Genomic DNA, 17005 nt, shown 5'->3' on the forward strand with positions numbered 1-17005 from the left:
ATTCAGCGCCCTTTGAGAAATTTGCTAGACTCTTTCCGGCGTTCCAGGCACTCTTGTTTTTCACTCAATGTACCCATGGCGATACTGATAAAAGCATCGCAGTCCTTGACGGTTTCATTATAATTTCCGGTGCGGAAATAACAGTAGGACCGCGCAAGCATGGCCCGTGCCCGCTGCCGTATAGTCGCATCCTTCATATCGCATATCTCGGTATACTCCGCAATGGCGCGTGCATAATTTTCAGCCAGTACTTCATTGAGCTGTAATGCTTCGTCCGCAGCCCGGAACAGAAACCATACCCGCAGCTTAGATGAAAAACCGATCATGCGGATTCCTTCCTGTATACATGCCTGTTCTTCTTTATATTGAAATAACCGATGATGGGCATAGCGCTTGGAAAGTAGAGCTTCCGCTTTATAATCGGTGCTTATGCCGGACATTGTAAGGATCACGTCATAGTCTTTAAGGGAGCGGCTATACCCCAGGCTCCCCGTACGAAGGCAGGCTCTTCGCATGAGGGCATAGGCCTTAAGCTCGGCGGGAACGCTGTCCATTTTAATAACCCTGTCGTACTGTCTTGTTGCCGCCTTAACGCCCCGTAGCCAGTACATGCGGCTAAAAGTCTCGTGGAGGAGAGCGCGGGCAGTAAGTTCCGCAGGAATCCCCTGCATGTTTATAACTATGTCATAGTCGGCCATCGCCCTGTTTATATCGCCTGAGTATCCCCAATACACACCGTTATACTTGAGGGAAAGAAAGCGCAATACAAGGGGCGCATCAGGACGATCATACATGGTGAAATTACCCGTGAAGCCCGCTTTGCGAAAATCGGCGATAATACCGTAGGCGCGGAGATCGCCCCCTGTATAAGGGCGTTGGCCAGAAAATTAAGCTGTGTCTGCCCAATGCCTTCCAAAACGGCGATACGCTCATCAAGTTCCTGAAGTTCATTACGATAAACTATATCCGGTTCCACCGTTAATTGAGTGCTGTACCACTTTTTTGCAGATGAGGTATCGACCAGATCAGGCGGCAATACAGGCTTTATATAATCAGTAAAGTTTTCGGCGATCACCCGTTCCTTTGCACTGTTCAGGTCAAAACGTATGCCGGAAATATTTTGATAGTTTTCTATGTAACCCGAATTGTCTACATAGAGGGTTACCATAGTGCCGGACAGGTACATCCCCATGTAGTACCATTCATCGACGGCTGAACCCGGAAAATGTTCACATCCGTCATGATCGGTGAAAGCAGTTTTTATATGGTACATCATACCTGGTATAAGGTTATTTATCGCGTCCACCATTTTGTCATAATAATAGAATTGACAGCTAAATATCAATGGTATACAGTAAAATCTCCAAGGAGAACGTCATGAAAAGGATATTCACCCTTAAAGACAGAACATCGGATAAATTCTGGACCATAACGACAGATGGCGCAAAACTCACCACCAATTACGGGAAAATACGGAATACTGCTTTTTCAAGCGATAAGTCATCGAGCTTTCGCGGCTATCAGTGGCCCACCGGTGACATAACCCAGCGCATAGGCGAAGGCGGACAGGTTGTGGAAAAAGAATTCAGTGACGATGCCCTGTGCAACAAAGAAGCAGAAAAACAGATAGCCAAAAAAATAAAAGAAGGTTATGCGGAGCAGGAAAAATTATTTATCGATCTTGACGAAGGGATGCAGCTTTTTCAGGATAAAAGGCTGGACGAAGATTGCAAAGGACCGCAATCAGGAGATCCCGGAAAAATAAAAATTCTGCGAGTGGCATTGGATGAACTTGACAAGAGGGGTTCACTCGAAATCACCTACGGCGTCCATATCTTTATTCAGTATATAGAAATCGCCATACATTATGCAACAAATTGGCTTAGAAAAATTAACTTCGACGATATTAAGCGATTTTTATATTCTGTGCCGAAATTCAAAACAGAAAAAGAGGACATCCTTGACAGTATTACGGTTCTCTATGCAGAAGGCTTTTTCATTGCCCTGCATACCAATGATGTCAAGCTCGAAAAATTCTGTCTGGATCACCTTGATGAAAACGAGGCCTTTGACCGTATGCTCATTGCAGTATGCAGGCAAGAACATAAAGACGATATGCGGCAATTGTTCCTGTATAAAAACTACCTGCGCTATTTTGAAAGCAAGCCCTTTGCGGCAAAGCTTGTGGAATATCAAATGCAATTTCAAAATGATCCCGCCGCGGCCTTAAAAAATTTTGTCGATCTGTATATTACAATATGGGAAGAACATAATAGCATGGGGAGCAATCTGTTGATCCATTATAAAGAAGTTACCGATTCAAACATACAGTTAGCGGGGGTACGTTTTGAAGATATTATCAATTCTATACGCTCATGGATTTATAAATATGGCAACGATGAGCTATTGACGTATATCAAAGAAAAGAAAAGCCGGATGACCTCGGGATTAGAATACTTAATCGAGCATAAAAAATAGCTGAGAAAAACAAAAAGGAGAAAGCCATGAAGCGGGTGTTTACCTTAAAGAATGAAGAGTCCGACAAATTCTGGGCAATTGAAACCAATAACGAAAATTTGATCGTGAATTTCGGCAAGGTTAAAAATACCACCATGACCCTTTCCAACTGGAATGCGTGGGAACAGCAACATAAGCAAGACCCTGTCGCAGTGCGGCTCGGTGAAGGCGGTTCTGTTTCGGAAAAAGCATTTGCCAGCGCGGAACTGTGGGGCAAGGAAGCGGAAAAACTTATCGCCAAAAAAATCAAGGCCGGGTTTATAGAGCAGGATGAATTCTTTATTTCATTTTTTAATGAAGTCAGAGGTCTCTACAATTTGAACCGTCCTTCAAAATTGAGCGAGCTTCTTACGGAACTGGATAAGTGGGACAAACCCTTTGTTATCAGTTATGGCTCGGATCATTTGTTGCATTCACTGGAAGTAATTTTTACCGCCCAGGTAAAAACTGCAAAAGTTCTCTCCGGCGTCGCCGCTTTTATGTACCATCTGCCTAAACTGGAAGGGGCGGACGAACCGGCAAAGAATAATCTTTTGAGCATATACGGCGTGGGTCTGCGTTGCGCAGCGGTTTGTAATGACGAAAAACTTGACGCTTTCTGCCGCGTCCATTTGCCCGCCAAAAGTGACGACCCGTATATAGCCGCCGGTCTTGCCTATTCCGCCGCCCGTTGGAACCGTCCTGACGAAGTCAAAGAAAACCTTAAGCGGGCCTTCTTTACTTATTACGGGGAAAGTGAGAGCTACGAAAAGCTCGATTTCTTTAAACCTTATGCGGATATAATTGAAGCCTACAAAAAAGATGCAGAAAAATCGGGTTAGTATAGCAAAAGGGCTGTATCTGCTATACTGTAACAATGAGATATAGACTTGCAGGAAAAGGACTTGTATGAAAATCCGTATGGATCAATTGATTATGGCGCTGTCCGATGCTCTGGATATTGTTGAAGGGGAACTTCTCGGCGTCGCCGGTCATCATGGAAAGCGGGTTGCCGTACTGTCTGCGGCCATGGGTAAAGAACTTGATTTCAACGGGAATGATCACCATGGCCTCGGAACCTGCGCCCTTTTTCATGATAATGCCCTTACCGAATATATCCTGGCCGAGCATTCCGGCAGCACAGAAAATAAGCCCGATTTGGGATTTCACTGCACCATAGGGCAGCGGAATGTGGATTCCCTGATGCTCGATACGGATATTAATGGCTTTGTCCTGTACCATCATGAAAGGGCAAACGGCGCCGGCCCCTTTCATAAAAAGGCGGGAGAAATCCCCCTGGGCGCGGAATTGATAGGCATGGCAGATTCTCTTGATGTAAAACATCACTTTGAAAATTTTCCGCCCGAAAAGCTCCCCGACCTGCGGGAAGAAATCACCAATAGTATCGGGGAAAATTATACCCCCCGTTCTGCAGAAGCATTCCTCTCTGTGATGAACGAAGAAATGCTCATAAGCCTCCGGAATGATCATATAGAGCAGGCTGTTGAAAATACAATTCCTTCCTGGTCGGTGAATATGGAAGATAAAATGCTCATTAGTTTAGCTGAGTTCTTTACCCATATCATCGACTATAAATCGAATTTTACCCGTCGGCATTCAACACAGATTGCAAACAAGGCCTGGCTGATGGCGGGTTATTACAAGTATCCGGCGGCGCTCAAATCGGAGATATTCCTGGCGGCGGCCCTCCACGATCTGGGAAAGCTTGCCACTCCCAGCTTAATTCTTGAGAAACCAGGCAAGCTGACCGACGAAGAATTTCGCATTATCAAAAAACATGTATGGCACACATGGACAATGCTCAAGAAAATTTCCGGGTTTGAAAAAATCAGAGACTGGGCTGCCTTCCACCATGAAAAGCTCGACGGTACAGGCTACCACTTTGGCAAAAAAGCCGAAGAGCTGGATTTTATTTCCCGGCTGCTTGCCGTCCTAGATATTTACCAGGCAGTAAGTGAGGAAAGGCCCTACCATGACAGACGTACCCACAGGGATACCATGAATATTTTATACGATATGGCGCACAGTGGTGTTGTTGATAAAGAGATTGTGCGGGACATCGATAAGGCTTTGGTTGATTTCTCTCTTAAGGATGTGCCGCTGCCATTAATAGATGCATCTATCCCTTCTTTGCATTCCATAGAATAAGCAGCCGCTGGGCAGTTTCGGAAGCGTCCTTCTTGAATTTGGGCAGCCTTGCCTCAAGTTCCGCACGAACCTCGCCCTCCTTATCAAGGAGAATTTCTTCCAGAACTTTAAGCACCCGCTTTGACTTTGCACAAAAAAGGATGAGCGCGTCCATGCCGCCAAGCCCGCTGCCGGATGAAAAGATAGCCTTTGCCCAGTTGGCAAAGTCATCGGCCCGGAGGCGGCTCTCGGGTTTTGCTCCAAGCTCAGCAAGGTGAGTTTCAATAAATGTGCGGGTTTCCTCAGGGTGAGCGGCAGTGTATTCACGAACAATCTCGGCGGGGAATTCCCATGCCTCCCAGTCTTCCATGTCCTTTAAGCGGCCTTTCGTATTAAAGGAATTATGAAAATCTTCGGCGTTAAAGTGCCTTCCTGCGATAAAGGCTCTGGCAGTTTGGGAAGGAGTTGCCCAGTCTCTGCGGAGTTCCATGATCAAACGGATCAGGTTGCTTTTGTAGTCATAATCAGGCGATACTTCCCGGTCAAATTTCTCCGTAAAGTACGCCTCTATCTGCGGAATGCCTATGTCGTAGAGAACGGCGAAGGGGGCGATATCCTCAGGGTCGAGGGTGCCTTTATTAACCGTGATAAGTTCGTCCCAATTTTCTACCAACTCTTTAACTAAAGCTATGGCGTCTTCATCACCGTTATCAAGTTTTATGGAAAGAAGATAAAATGAATATGAGAACAATCTTTTGGGGATTATCGGGACTTCATCTTTCGATGTCTTTCCGTCAATATGCCAATAAAAAGCGCGGTGTACCGTGTCAAAGAGGGGCCGGTTTTCTGCATAGAGGGCTTTGAAATGTTTTGAAAGAAACTGCCGGTCAGGGGGAGTAATATAGGGAATGTCCTTGCCTTTTATTTTTCCCGCATACCCCAAAAGATAGAGCAGCTCGAACCATTCGTCGGGAAGGCCGATCTTTTTTCCTGTTTTCCACAGTTCTTCTTTTGTACAAAATGTATCTTCGTCGTTCATTAAAGAACCAACCCATCCCGTGACTCCCCACTTATAACCCATGTAGTAGAAAAGCCGGCGGCGTAATTTTTCCAGGCCCGGCGAATAATCCCCGGCGATAAGACAGGCAAGCCGGGCGGATTGCCAGGGAGTTTCATCTTCAATAGATTGAACAGCTTCTATTTCATCGAATTGTTTGGCGATGAACTCTTCGATAAAGGGGATAAAGTTTTTATATTTCTCGCTCTCTGCTTTCAGGGCTTCCGCAGCCATGACGATGATGAGACCGTAGAGGGGGTCCTGGGACAGTTTTGACTTTCCCTTTGCCGACAGATTGGCTTCCAAAAAGGCTCGGGACGCCTCGGGATAATATTTGAAAAGACGGCCAGCGATGTTCCAGGAACCGATATGCTGGTTTCCGACGCCTTTAAAAATTTCCTCGAAAGAAACACCCAATGATTGCTGCACCCTGATACCCGCATCGTTGTAGGGAATTTTAGCCTTCTCCATAGAGAGGGCTACCGCTTGGAGTATACGCAGAGCCAGCGCATCGTACGGGCCGCCGAGTCCCGCCTCCACTTCTCCGGGGAAATGGCTATACTCATATTTAATACCCTTGGGCCAGGGGCCTGATCCATTGATATAGGCCTCGAACTCTTTTTCCTTTTTGGGCTTAAAATAAATGTCGGCAAGCTGGTTAAATTCGTGGATCAGGTTTTGTTCGGTCATGAAAGGTCTCCTTGCACAATTAAACTATAAAGAATATATATTATTGAGGCAAGTATCGCCATTTATAGCATATCCTGTTACAATTCTCTAACAAGGGGTGAGATTATGAAAAATTACAGTGATAGAAAGCGGGACGAGGACATGCTCAAGGCGGGATATGATGATTATGAAGACTTCCGTTACGATGAGGCCCAAGCTGCTGCCGACGAGCTGGTAAAAAACAGCCCCGAATTTTCAGGCGGCTGGGACCTGCTCGGGCTCTGTTACAAGAATCTCGCCGAAGAGAACTCCGTTAAAAAAGGGCCGGAGGCGTTGGCCGAAACCCGTGCCATTTTTGACAAGGCGGTAGAAGCTTTCAAGAAGGCGCTGGCCCTGGAGTCGGCCCGGGAACAAAGCTGGATCAATCTTGGCAGAGTGTATGATGCGTACATCCTTACCAATTATGATGAAGAGACAGAAGGATTTACAAGCGAAAAGATTGACGGAGTGAAAGCGCAGGAATGTTATATGAAGGCCCTGGAGCTGAACCGCTGCGAAGAAAATTATCTTTCAGCGCTGGAAGGCGAATGGAGCAAAGAGCAGCGTTCTATCCTTGAGGATTGGTGCATCCATGATACTTTCAATCCCCTTCCTTTAACGTTGCTCTCCCGCCATTATTATGAAGAAGAAGACACGGTCAATTCCGAAAAGTATATAAAAAAATCGCTGGCTCTTAAAGAAACCGGTGAGGCTTTTTTTCACCTCTGCGATCTGTATCTGGATACCAACCGCCTTGATGAATGCGAGAAGCTCGTAAACAAAATTGATCCAAAAAAACGGCCTGATCTGTACGGGGATGATGGGGATCATGGACAGATGGACAGAAATGAATACCACGCTTTGAAAAGTTATTTAAAACAAGAGCTGGCAAAAACGAGGAAAATCAAGGTTCCAAAAATAAAAATTAAAAGCATCAAGCGTACCAAACTGCAGGAGGCTCTGGAAGCTGACTTTGAAAAGAAAGCCGCCGGTCTTAAGGAGATAAATAGCGATTTGCTTAAAATAATCACCGTCAAGCCAAAGGAGATACTTTCGGAGCTTTCCAAACTTGATGAAAACGAGATCCTTGCCTATTTCAAAGAGGGCCTTGAAAGCAGTCTGGAATTTCTTGATCCGGTTGAATCTTACAAGGCCCTGTATTTCACTTGGCGTTACAGCGATATGGAAACCATCGGCTTCGGAGTAAAGAAGTATCACCTTGAAGACAGAGAGAATCCATTCCAGACTTTAAAGGAGCCGAAATATAATTCTGATGAAGAAAATAACGGCTTTGGTACCGTTGCCATTGTTCTTGATGCCTGGGTTCCCGGCAAGAACGAATACGATGACGATGACGACGATGGAGACAATGGCGATGATGAAAATAAAGGACTCTGTGATATATACCAGGAGAACGAGCAGGCTATCCCTTTGAACTTGCGCAGCGAATATAAAGCCCTTGGGGACTTATACGACAGCCTTTTTACAGCAAAACTGAACCAATTGGTAAGTCTTGCCTATGGACTTATCACCGCGCCAAAGCCGGGATATTTATTATGCGGCATACGCTATAAACCGGAGTCGATAGTGTTATTGGCAGCGCCGTAATCGTATGGTTTATTTGACAGCGGCCTTCTTCGCGTTCCACCGCGCGATAAGACGCTGAGCTGTTTCCGAGGCGTCTTTTTTGTATTTGGGCAGTCTTTTTTCCAGTTCCGTCCGTATCTCATCTTCCCGATTCACGAGCAGCTCTTCCAGTACCTGGAAAACCCGCTTGGATTTTGCCCCAAAGAGAATGAGCGCGTCCGTAATGGGAAGCCCGGCGCTTTCACCAGATCCATCGCCTTTACCAGAAGGTTCCGACGTAAAAACAGCCTTTACCCAGTTGGGAAAATCTTCGGCTCGGTATTCCTGGCGGACGGGCTTGGCCCCGATGATGGCGAGATTGTTTTCGATATAGGCGCGTGTTTCGTCTTGGTGCAGACGGGTGTATTCCCTTATCAGTTCCGAAGGGAATGGCCCAAAAGGAACGGACCCTCCGCCTGCATGTCTTTGTGCATGCTTTACGGTGTTAAAGGCATTGTGGAAATCCTCAACACTAATACGGGCTGTATCGGCAAAAGCTTTCGCCGTAGATTCCGCATTACACCACTGCCCGCGCAGATCCATGAGTATGCGCAGGCCTAAAGAAAAGCGGTCACTCGTATCATCGCTGCGGGAACGGAGTTTCGCAAAGGCTTTATCGAAGGCCGCATCCAGTTGAGGTATGCCGCTCTCGTAGACCGCCGCAAAGGGACGAGTATAATCATAATCTCCGGGTGTTTGGCCCAGGAAGTCGTTGTCTCTGATTTCTATAAGCTTATCCCAGTTTTTCGCCAATTCGGCCATTTCTTTTTGTCCTTCTCCGTTTTCAATCTTTATGCTCAAAAGATACAAAGAATAGATAAAAGATTTTTTAGGCGGATCCTCCGCCGAGCGCGAAGCACGAAGGTTCCCCTCCGGATGGGGAATATCGTCAGTTATCTTTTTACCATCAAGCTGCCAATAGAAAGCCCGGTAGGTTTTTTCAAAGAGAGCGGGGTTTTCTTTATAAAATTTTCGCAAATGTTCAGCCAGTTCGGCGGGGCTTTTGGGTAGGTCCTTCAGTTTTGTTTCGTTCATGCTTCCCTGGAGGAGAAGTATTTCAAACCATTCGTCCGCGATGCCGATCTTTTTACCAATCTCCCAAAGTTCATCCATTGTATAGGGGTTTTCGGGAAAGCTCATGTCAAAAAAGATGCAGCGACGAAATTTTTGCAGCGCGGGGGAAAGGTCGCCCGCAACGACGGCGGCGCGCCTGGCGCAGCGCTGAGAAAACCAGTATGCCTTTTCGCTGTCCTTGTCCCATTCGGCAAGCTGATTTTCCACAAAGCCTTCAATAAGGGGAATAAAACTTTTATATTTAGCCGGGTCTTCCACCGCAAGTTCCGCCGCTATCGCCATGTTGGGGGCGTAGAGTTTTTTGTTCGGGCCTATTTTGCTTATCTGCGCTTCCAGAAAGGCTTTTGTCTCATCGGGATAGTATTTGTAAATGGTCCAGGGATCCATGGTGGGCGATTCTTCTATACCGCAATACACATCCTCGAAAGGGACACCCAGTGAGTGCAGCACTCGAATACCCGCCTCATGGTAGGGTATACTTTCCTTGGGCATGGAAAGAACCACTGCCTTGAGTATGTGCAGGGCCAGAGCATCGTTTTTGCCGCCAAGCTCAAGCTCTATGTCCTCGGGGAAATTGGAGCGCTCATAAACGGGGCGATGGCGGGAGGAGACAATCCCTTCGGGCCAGGGGCCGGTTCCCTTGGTATAGGCTTTGAATTCTTCCATCTTCTGGGGTTTGCAATCCCTGATGTATCGCCAATACTCGTCTATCAGTGCTTTTTCAGTCATGGAGGCCTCCGACTAGATTCATTATAGCATATTCCCCAAGATGTTTTTGTTGTAAAAGTCCAGGGCGCAGAGGAGTTTCAAAGCTTGTTCGCTTTTTTCCCCGGGATCCACTGCGTTGGATGTACCGGCTCGGTAGTTCCTGAGGGAAGCGGCGAATTGGTTTATCAGCGCCGCGCCTCTTTCCATACCCAGTTCCTTCGCCGTCCCTTCAAAAAGGGTAAGTTTTTCCAGAATTTCCGGATGAACATTTTTCAGTCCCGAAAAACAAATATCAGAGAGCAGGGTTTCAAGTTCATGGCATAGCTTTTCAAGGGCGTTCATGGCTGCGCCTCCGGAGTGCCAGTTTCGGGAACGTCGGTCTTGGGTGGGGCAGAAAAGTAGAAATTTTCTACCCCCGCGCAGGTGATCATGCTGAGGGGGATAAAACCCTGAGGGCCGGTTTCGCCGATAAAGCAGCGGCGGGTAAAATTCATTTTTGCCAATGCCTCGATATATTTTATGGCGCCCTTGTTGATCGCCGAATAGCTGATAAAGGCGGGAAGCCCATCACCGCCGGAGTTTATCGTAAAGGTCAGCTTTTGGTTTACCCTGTCATATTCGCAGTTAGTGATGCTCTCGGCGATCGCAAAACGGTATTTACGTCCTGAGTTCTTTTCAAAGTAATCATACACAAGTGTTTTTTCAATTTCCCCCTCCGAAACAGGGGAGCTTTCCGCAACAATGCTGTCTTTCATTTCGTCAATTTTTTCCAAGGTGGTCTTTCCCTGGAAGGAATAGTGAGTCCCCCTGGATGAAGAAAGCCTCCCTTCATCATTAAGCTTGAAGTTCCGCAGGGTAAAAGCGCTTCGTGAAATGGTTTGAAGGGAATTGTCTGTGTCCCAGTGAGCGTTCTCTTCCCGATTTTTCGTACTAGTCATCAGGGATTTGAGACCCTGAAAATTTGTCATGCTTTGTGTTCCCTCATAAAAATCCGCCATGCTCACCGTATAAGTTCTAAAGACGTTTTTTTCATTATGAAAAACGAGGACCGTAACCCCCGCATAACCGGAGCGGGTCTGCCAGGGATGGGCGCCGAGGCCGATAAAGTGTCCCAGGGGCAGAGTTCGGTACACGCTGCGGCTCTTTTCGATAAGGGCTGTCCGGCGTTCGGTATCCTCGGGACGGGCGAGGATCAGGGAAATCGTGGTGTAGATGCGGGAAAGGGTGGAGAAGGTCCGCGTGGGATCAAAGGCGGCGTTCTTTGCCCCCATGTTTTCCATGTCCGTGGCGGCGCTCCTGAAAAGCCGGGAGAGGTTGCCAATCCCGGCGCCTTCGAGTTTGAGCGAAAGCTGCCGGGCCCCCTCAATGTCCGTATCATCCGCAGACATAAGCCCCTTGTCGATGAGGGAACCTGTATAGGCCCTGGCGTTTTCCAGAAGGCTTAGGAACGATATTCCGGTTCCGGTGGAAGCGTTTAGTCCTGCAGCGAACTCCGCATCAAGGTCGATAAGCTCCCGCTCTTTTTGAAAAGCCAGTATGGCAATCAGGCGGTGCAGGCAGAGTCCCTTCTCCCCGCACTTGCAGACCGATGCGCCTATGCTCTCCTCCCGGGGAAAGTAGACCGTGATGTCAAAAGCTTCTATATAAATAGCCAGCATTTCGCCGCTTTCCTGTCCGCCGGAGAATTCCACTTCAAAATCTTCGCGCAAAAAATTCAGGGCCGCTTCGTAGTTTTTCTTTCCTCCTTCTTTTTTGAGGGTCTCAAGGCTGATCTGTTCCAACTCGGAAAAGTCCGCAGCCTGTTCGGTTTCAACAGCGGCTTGCTGCCGCGCAAGTTCTTCTGCAGCAAAGAGGGCCATAACGATATGTCGGCAGGTGGTCCCGGCGGGGCAGCTGCAGCGGCTTTGTGCAATGTTCCTGTCGAGAATGACTTTGACATCGCCAAAATTTACTGCGAGCCGGCCTTCTTCTGCGGAAAGCGTTACCGAATCGGTCAGGGCATCGTAGTCCCTGCGGGAACGATTGTAGACGCCCCTGTTGGTCAGGGTAAGGAGAAAGCCCTCTTCCGCAAAGACCTTGAAAGCAGGGGCAAGGGCGGCGGCTTCCGGGCTGGCGCTTAAATTCACGAGATCACCTTCCCTATCCATTCGGCGAGATCTTCCGGGGTAATGGCGGCAACGCTTGCGCCCATCTTTGCAAAATGGAGGGCGGCGTTCTTGTCATAAACACTGGAAGCCTGATAATCCAGTGCAGGGAGTACAAAGAGTTTTGCCCCCGATTCGATGATGTCTCGGGAACTTTTATACATGAGCCGGTAATCGCTGCCGTCGTAAAGATCGCTCACCAATACTACCATCGTTTTCTGCGGGGCAGTGATAAGTTTTTTTGCGTACTCCAGAGCGCCGTTAATATCGGTCCCCCCGCCAAGCTGAACCTTCATCAGTATTCCTACAGGATCGTCGATATGATCGCTTAGGTCCACGAGGGAGGTATCGAAGATTACAAGCTTTACCGCCAGGAAGGGGAGCTTTGCAAAGATGCTGGCCATCACCGATGAATAGATCACAGAATCCAGCATACTGCCGCTTTCGTCCACAAGGATGATGATGTTCCAGGGATTGTAGCGCCGGACATTTTGGGTAAAGTAGAGCCGTTCCGCCACAATGGTTTTATATTCAGCGTTGTAATGCTTTAAGTTTTTTCCGATAGTCCGCTTAAAATCAAAGTTGCGGAAAATTTTATAACTAGTGCTTGAGTTGGGAAGCTTCTTCCCGAGGAAGGTCCGCCTTACCTGGGTCTCCAATTTTTTCTGAATCTCCCGTATCACCTTTTCTACAATTTGATAGGCCAGGGATTTAACACTTTCAGGGATGATGTGTTTGAATGTGAGTATGTTCTTGAGGAGATCCAGGTTCGGCTCCATGGTTTTAAGAACCTCTGGGTCGGTGAGGATTTCGGTGAGGTGGTACCGGTCCAGAGCTTCCTTCTGCATGAGCTCCACTGTCCGCCGGGGGAATAATTTTTGTATCTTTGCGATCCATCCGGGTATGGTCAGCCGGCTTCCGCCCTTGCCGCCTCTGCGACCCACAGCTGCGCCTTGCCCATTTTCCCCTTCTCCGTCACCATCGCCCTCATCATCCCGTATACCCTGACCGGGACCGTATTCCCTGCCGTAGAGAAATTCCAGCGCCTCGTTGAGTTCTTGATCATCGCCGTCCAGGGGCAGGGCGTCTTCGGCAAAATCGCCGAGTATGAGTCGCCAGCGGGCCGCTTGCAAAGCTGCCGGTGGGCCTTTTGATGACGGATTATTTACATCACTCATTGCATTATACCCCACTTGTCCATTGCCGCCGCCGCCAGTTTGTCCAACCGCATACCCAGGCTTAGTTCTTCCTGGCTGACAATTTCTGTGCGGACAACATCGCTAGCGAAAAGGCCGTGGAGCTTGGCGATCATGCGGCCCAGCCGATCGGTTTCCGTTGGGAGGAATGAGGTGAAGGCCTGGCGAAAATTGGGGAGCAGGGTGAGGAATTCATCGTCGTCCATGCGGGCTATCACCCGGTCGATTTCTTCCAGAATAGGTTGGCCCGCAAAAAGAGCGTCCCGTCCCAGAAGAAAAACGCCGCCTATGAAAGAGGCCGCCTCGTCCGGGATTTCCTGGGAAGAAACCAGCCGTGCGTTGATACGCTGCGCAAGTTCAGCCATGTCGATGCGGCCCTGCTTTTCGTGGATAGCCAAAAGGGCACCGTAGAAACGGCTATTGCAGAAGCCCTCGTTCAGAATCGCCTCCACCTGATCCGCTAAAAGACGGGGGTTGCAGACAGTGGGTTCCTCAACCGTGAGGGCGTAAAGGGAGCGGAGGCTTTCGCAGGTTTTCTGTTCATCATCGCCGCTGGTGTTACGGCCCGCTTCCATAAGGTCCACTCCCCGGCGGTAACAGCGGGCGATGAGAGGGAGGAGAAAGGCATCCGGCTCCGAGCAGAGCATTGTTTCCAGATTCTTGAGATAGCGGAGGCTCCCCAGACAGGAAACGGCGCTGATGAAATTCCCCTCCCGGTCAAGGACCTCGTCTATCTCGTCCCGCCAGGTATCGTAAAAACTTTCAAGGCCCATCACTTCCGCTGCGATGAGGAGCTTTCCTGCTTCCTCAGCGGTCATGCTATCCCGGAACTGCCTGGCCGCTATTGTCCCGCAGGCTTCGGCGATGGTGGCGCCGTATACGCTTTGGTCAATCAGGGCGGTCTCCACCTGGGGGCTGAAACGGAAAGTCCAGATCTCCCGGACCAGGTTTTTTGAAGCGCCGGTGACATAATCAGGCCCTGAACTGCGTTTGCAAAACCCGGTTTCGAGAAAACTCATCTGATGGAAAAACTGGCTCTTCCGGTAATGGCCGCTCTTTTTCAGAATGTCCAGGGTGATTTCCTTCTGGAGTATAGTATCGGTTTTGATCCTGAACTCCCGGCAAAGCTCGCGGAAGTTCTGTACCAGGGGCGGAACAATGGTATCCGATGTCGAAGCGACCTTCCCCGCGCCAAGACCGGAAAGAATGCGCAGGAGGTAATCCAATTCCGCAGTAACGGTCTGGTTAATGTCCCCCTTTACAAAAGCGCTCCGCACCCCGTCGATAAGGTCGTACACTCCCGGCGCTTTTTTCCCCCGGAGACTCGCAAGAGATTTTGCCATACCAAGGGCATTCACCTCGTCGGGAATGGACACGGGATTTTTCCCCCGTAAAAAGCGGGCAGTCCTGATGATGAATTCCAGTGCGGCATTGTCAAAAACAGTATTACTGACGCCCGCTCCTGCGGCGAACTGTTTCCATATCTCCTGATAATAAGCGGGAAAGGGCATCCCCGCCGCATACCCCTTGCGGCCGTCCATCTCGGCAAAGGTATAAGGCATGAGGTAAACCGCAGTGTTGTTTTTGTCGTAGCCCCGCAGATCGGAAACCGCAGCGCCGTTACCATTACTGTCAGCGCCGCTTCCCCCGGCGTCTACGTTCAGAATATCCATCAGCCCCGGCACATGAAAAGCCCCGCACACCACCAAAACTTTTTGGTACTTCTTCATCGCCCCAGCGATATGCTCGGCCATACAAGTTTCCCGCAACAGGTTTTCCAGCCTATCCCCTGAGATCCCTGCATTCTCTTCGTTTTTCCCCGTGTCCTCAGCCATCCGCATAAAACTCGCCATATAAAACATAGCCCGTACAAAAGCCCCGGTCTCCATATCCGCGCCGGGAATTTCATAGCAAGCTTCCCAGAATTCCGCATAAGTCCTGAACCCCGCTTTTTTTGCGGCAAGGGCAGAATAGGAATTAACTTCGTATTCAGTATCTTCATTATACCTATAGCGGGTATCGGTCTCCTCTTTTCGGTTTACCAAAAGTGCCGCATATGGCAGATCGATGAAAGCGGCTGGAATCCCCAGGCCCGCCGCCATTTTGATGGCGATGTATTCCGGGGAATATTCGAGAAAGGGATAATAGGCCCGGTACTTTTCCTGCTCGCCGCTAATCAGCTCTTCCTTGTCATCGTAACTGTAGTAGATACAGAAGGGCGGGGCCGATCCGGCATTGGCGATATAGGGAATAAGCCTATCCGCATCCGAAGGCCCTTCGATAAGGATGATGTCCGGCTTGTAGCGGCTTATGGTTTTTTGCAGATGCACGGAGCAGGCAGGGGAGTGGTGGCGCACCGGAAAGTAGAGGAGCGATGAAGAAAAATCAAAGGCCCGGCAATACCGTTCCTCTACTTGATTACCCTGCGGCTCTCGTAGTATTCCTGCCATATCCCTCCCAGCCGTTCCGCCTTGAGTTTAACCGCGCCTGAAAAATAGTCCTTCAGCTTGGGCAGGTCATCCCGATTCTCCTTCATCACCGCCCCCAAAAGATTTTCCGTCAGGTTCTGCATGCGTATCTTGCCGTCCCGGTAGTAGTGGGCGTCCAGGGCGGACTGAAAATAAACAGAGACCGCCTCTGCAGTGCTCATCACTGCGTCGAGTTTCTGTATCTTCGCCTTTTCAAAGGAAGCACCGGAACGCAGCTCATTATAGGTAGTTGAAAGAACCTCCACCACATCATCCTGAATCTGCATTTCCACCCCCGAGGATGCAAAAAGATCCGCGCACTGTTCGGAAATGATCCTCCCCTCAAGCTGGACGCTCTTGACCGCTTCCACAGTTTCAAAATTGAAACGCCGCTTTAAGGCGCTGGACATTTCGTTGATCCCTTTGTCCCGGGTGTTCGCAGTAGCGATGATGTTGAACCCCCTCATGGCAAAGCGCACCCCTTCTGCGCCGAACTCGGGAATATGCAGCACCCGATCGCTCATGATGCTGATAAGGCTGTCCTGTATCTCCAGGGGGCAGCGGGTAATTTCCTCAAAGCGGGTGATAAGCCCCTTTTCCATGCCGATATAAACCGGCCCCGGCACCAGGGCTTCCGGCACGGGCCCTTTGGCAAGGAGCATAGCGTAATTCCAGGAATACTTGATGCCGTCCTCGCTGGTTCCCGCAGTTCCCTGGATCGTATTGGCGCTGTTCCCGGAAATCCCCGCAGCGAGCAATTCCGAAAGCATGGACTTGGCCGTCCCCGGTTCCCCCACCAGCATGAGCCCCCGGTTCCCCGCCAGGGTCACGATAGCCCGCTCCACCAGAGCGTCGTCGCCGTAGAATTTTTGTGTGACCGTCACCTTCTCTTTGCCCAACAGGAGGGGCTTATTGGCGCCGAGTATAAAAGCCCGCACCCCACGGGGTGAGAGCGCCCAGTTGGCCGGCTTGCCCCCGGAATCGTTGGCCTTGAGGGCTTCCAGTTCTTCCTTGAAGCGGGTCTCCGCAAGGGGCCGTTGGATGTTGTTTGAGTCCATGGTCTACTATAAGTAATTTCATGTTGAACGCACAAGCCCTTCAAATTTTGTAGAAATAGAAGAGGGGGAAGTCTCCCCCCTCGCTCCAAACGCCTGCGGCGTTTTCCGCTGCCCCCCTCAGCGGGGGTTCCACCCCCGCAACGCCCCCGGAAGACGTCGGCCACCTTTGCTATGCCGCCAAAGGTGACTGGCACCCTCGACGATTTCGACCCGGATGATGATTGATTCCTTCTGTTCCGCCTGGAGAGTATAACCAATGCACGTATATTATCATTGGCTGGGGATATTATACGAAATACGCATAAAAGGAGTTAGACGCAAT

The 17005-nt window shown here is 49.4% G+C and carries 13 protein-coding genes; 4 read left to right on the top strand and 9 right to left on the bottom strand.

The features are described from left to right. Positions 1–2: 2 nt before the first annotated feature. A complete protein-coding gene (locus TREAZ_RS07210) occupies positions 3–698 on the bottom strand; it encodes a hypothetical protein (protein ID WP_015711165.1) in 696 nt (231 codons plus the stop codon). 8 nt (positions 699–706) lie between these two features. Further along, entirely contained in the window at positions 707–1309 is a 603-nt protein-coding gene (locus TREAZ_RS07215; RefSeq protein ID WP_015711166.1) for a hypothetical protein, read from the bottom strand. Between the two features lie 68 nt (positions 1310–1377). Here TREAZ_RS07215 and TREAZ_RS07220 point away from each other — a divergent pair, with 68 nt between their 5' ends. The 3 genes from TREAZ_RS07220 (at position 1378) to TREAZ_RS07230 (ending at position 4665) form a co-directional block, all read left to right on the top strand. After that, positions 1378–2478, top strand: a complete 1101-nt coding sequence (locus TREAZ_RS07220; RefSeq protein WP_015711167.1) for a WGR domain-containing protein — start codon at positions 1378–1380, stop codon at positions 2476–2478. A 26-nt stretch (positions 2479–2504) separates the two neighbouring features. Next, on the top strand, positions 2505–3338 hold the full coding sequence (locus TREAZ_RS07225) for a hypothetical protein (protein ID WP_015711168.1): 834 nt from the start codon (positions 2505–2507) through the stop codon (positions 3336–3338). Positions 3339–3405: 67 nt separating this feature from the next. Continuing rightward, entirely contained in the window at positions 3406–4665 is a 1260-nt protein-coding gene (locus TREAZ_RS07230) for an HD domain-containing phosphohydrolase (protein ID WP_015711169.1), read from the top strand. On the opposite strand, the gene TREAZ_RS07235 is transcribed toward TREAZ_RS07230, so the two are convergent. Then, positions 4637–6391: a hypothetical protein gene (locus TREAZ_RS07235; RefSeq protein WP_015711170.1), complete on the bottom strand. Its 1755-nt coding sequence runs from the start codon at positions 6389–6391 to the stop codon at positions 4637–4639. The genes TREAZ_RS07230 and TREAZ_RS07235 overlap by 29 nt on opposite strands. Before the next feature lie 105 nt (positions 6392–6496). Here TREAZ_RS07235 and TREAZ_RS07240 point away from each other — a divergent pair, with 105 nt between their 5' ends. Continuing rightward, positions 6497–8017: a hypothetical protein gene (locus TREAZ_RS07240; protein WP_015711171.1), complete on the top strand. Its 1521-nt coding sequence runs from the start codon at positions 6497–6499 to the stop codon at positions 8015–8017. Positions 8018–8026: 9 nt separating this feature from the next. On the opposite strand, the gene TREAZ_RS07245 is transcribed toward TREAZ_RS07240, so the two are convergent. The 6 genes from TREAZ_RS07245 to TREAZ_RS07270 are packed head-to-tail and all read right to left on the bottom strand — an operon-like array spanning position 8027 to position 16683. Then, positions 8027–9838, bottom strand: a complete 1812-nt coding sequence (locus TREAZ_RS07245; protein ID WP_015711172.1) for a hypothetical protein — start codon at positions 9836–9838, stop codon at positions 8027–8029. Between the two features lie 21 nt (positions 9839–9859). After that, positions 9860–10159, bottom strand: coding sequence for a hypothetical protein (locus TREAZ_RS07250; protein ID WP_015711173.1), 300 nt, complete (start codon positions 10157–10159; stop codon positions 9860–9862). Continuing rightward, a complete protein-coding gene (locus TREAZ_RS07255) occupies positions 10156–11964 on the bottom strand; it encodes an SWIM zinc finger family protein (RefSeq protein WP_043922976.1) in 1809 nt (602 codons plus the stop codon). Before TREAZ_RS07255 ends, TREAZ_RS07250 begins: the two co-directional genes overlap by 4 nt. Further along, on the bottom strand, positions 11940–13139 hold the full coding sequence (locus tag TREAZ_RS07260; protein ID WP_015711174.1) for a VWA domain-containing protein: 1200 nt from the start codon (positions 13137–13139) through the stop codon (positions 11940–11942). The genes TREAZ_RS07255 and TREAZ_RS07260 overlap by 25 nt, the downstream gene beginning before the upstream one ends. Then, positions 13136–15607 (bottom strand): DUF5682 family protein, encoded by a 2472-nt coding sequence (locus TREAZ_RS07265; protein ID WP_015711175.1) that lies wholly within the window; start codon positions 15605–15607, stop codon positions 13136–13138. Before TREAZ_RS07265 ends, TREAZ_RS07260 begins: the two co-directional genes overlap by 4 nt. Next, positions 15568–16683 carry an ATP-binding protein gene (locus TREAZ_RS07270; RefSeq protein ID WP_015711176.1) on the bottom strand — a complete coding sequence of 372 codons (1116 nt, stop codon included), beginning with the start codon at positions 16681–16683 and terminating at the stop codon, positions 15568–15570. The genes TREAZ_RS07265 and TREAZ_RS07270 overlap by 40 nt, the downstream gene beginning before the upstream one ends. Positions 16684–17005 lie beyond the last annotated feature (322 nt).

The sequence above is a fragment of the Leadbettera azotonutricia ZAS-9 genome, from assembly GCF_000214355.1.
Lineage (GTDB): Bacteria > Spirochaetota > Spirochaetia > Treponematales > Breznakiellaceae > Leadbettera > Leadbettera azotonutricia.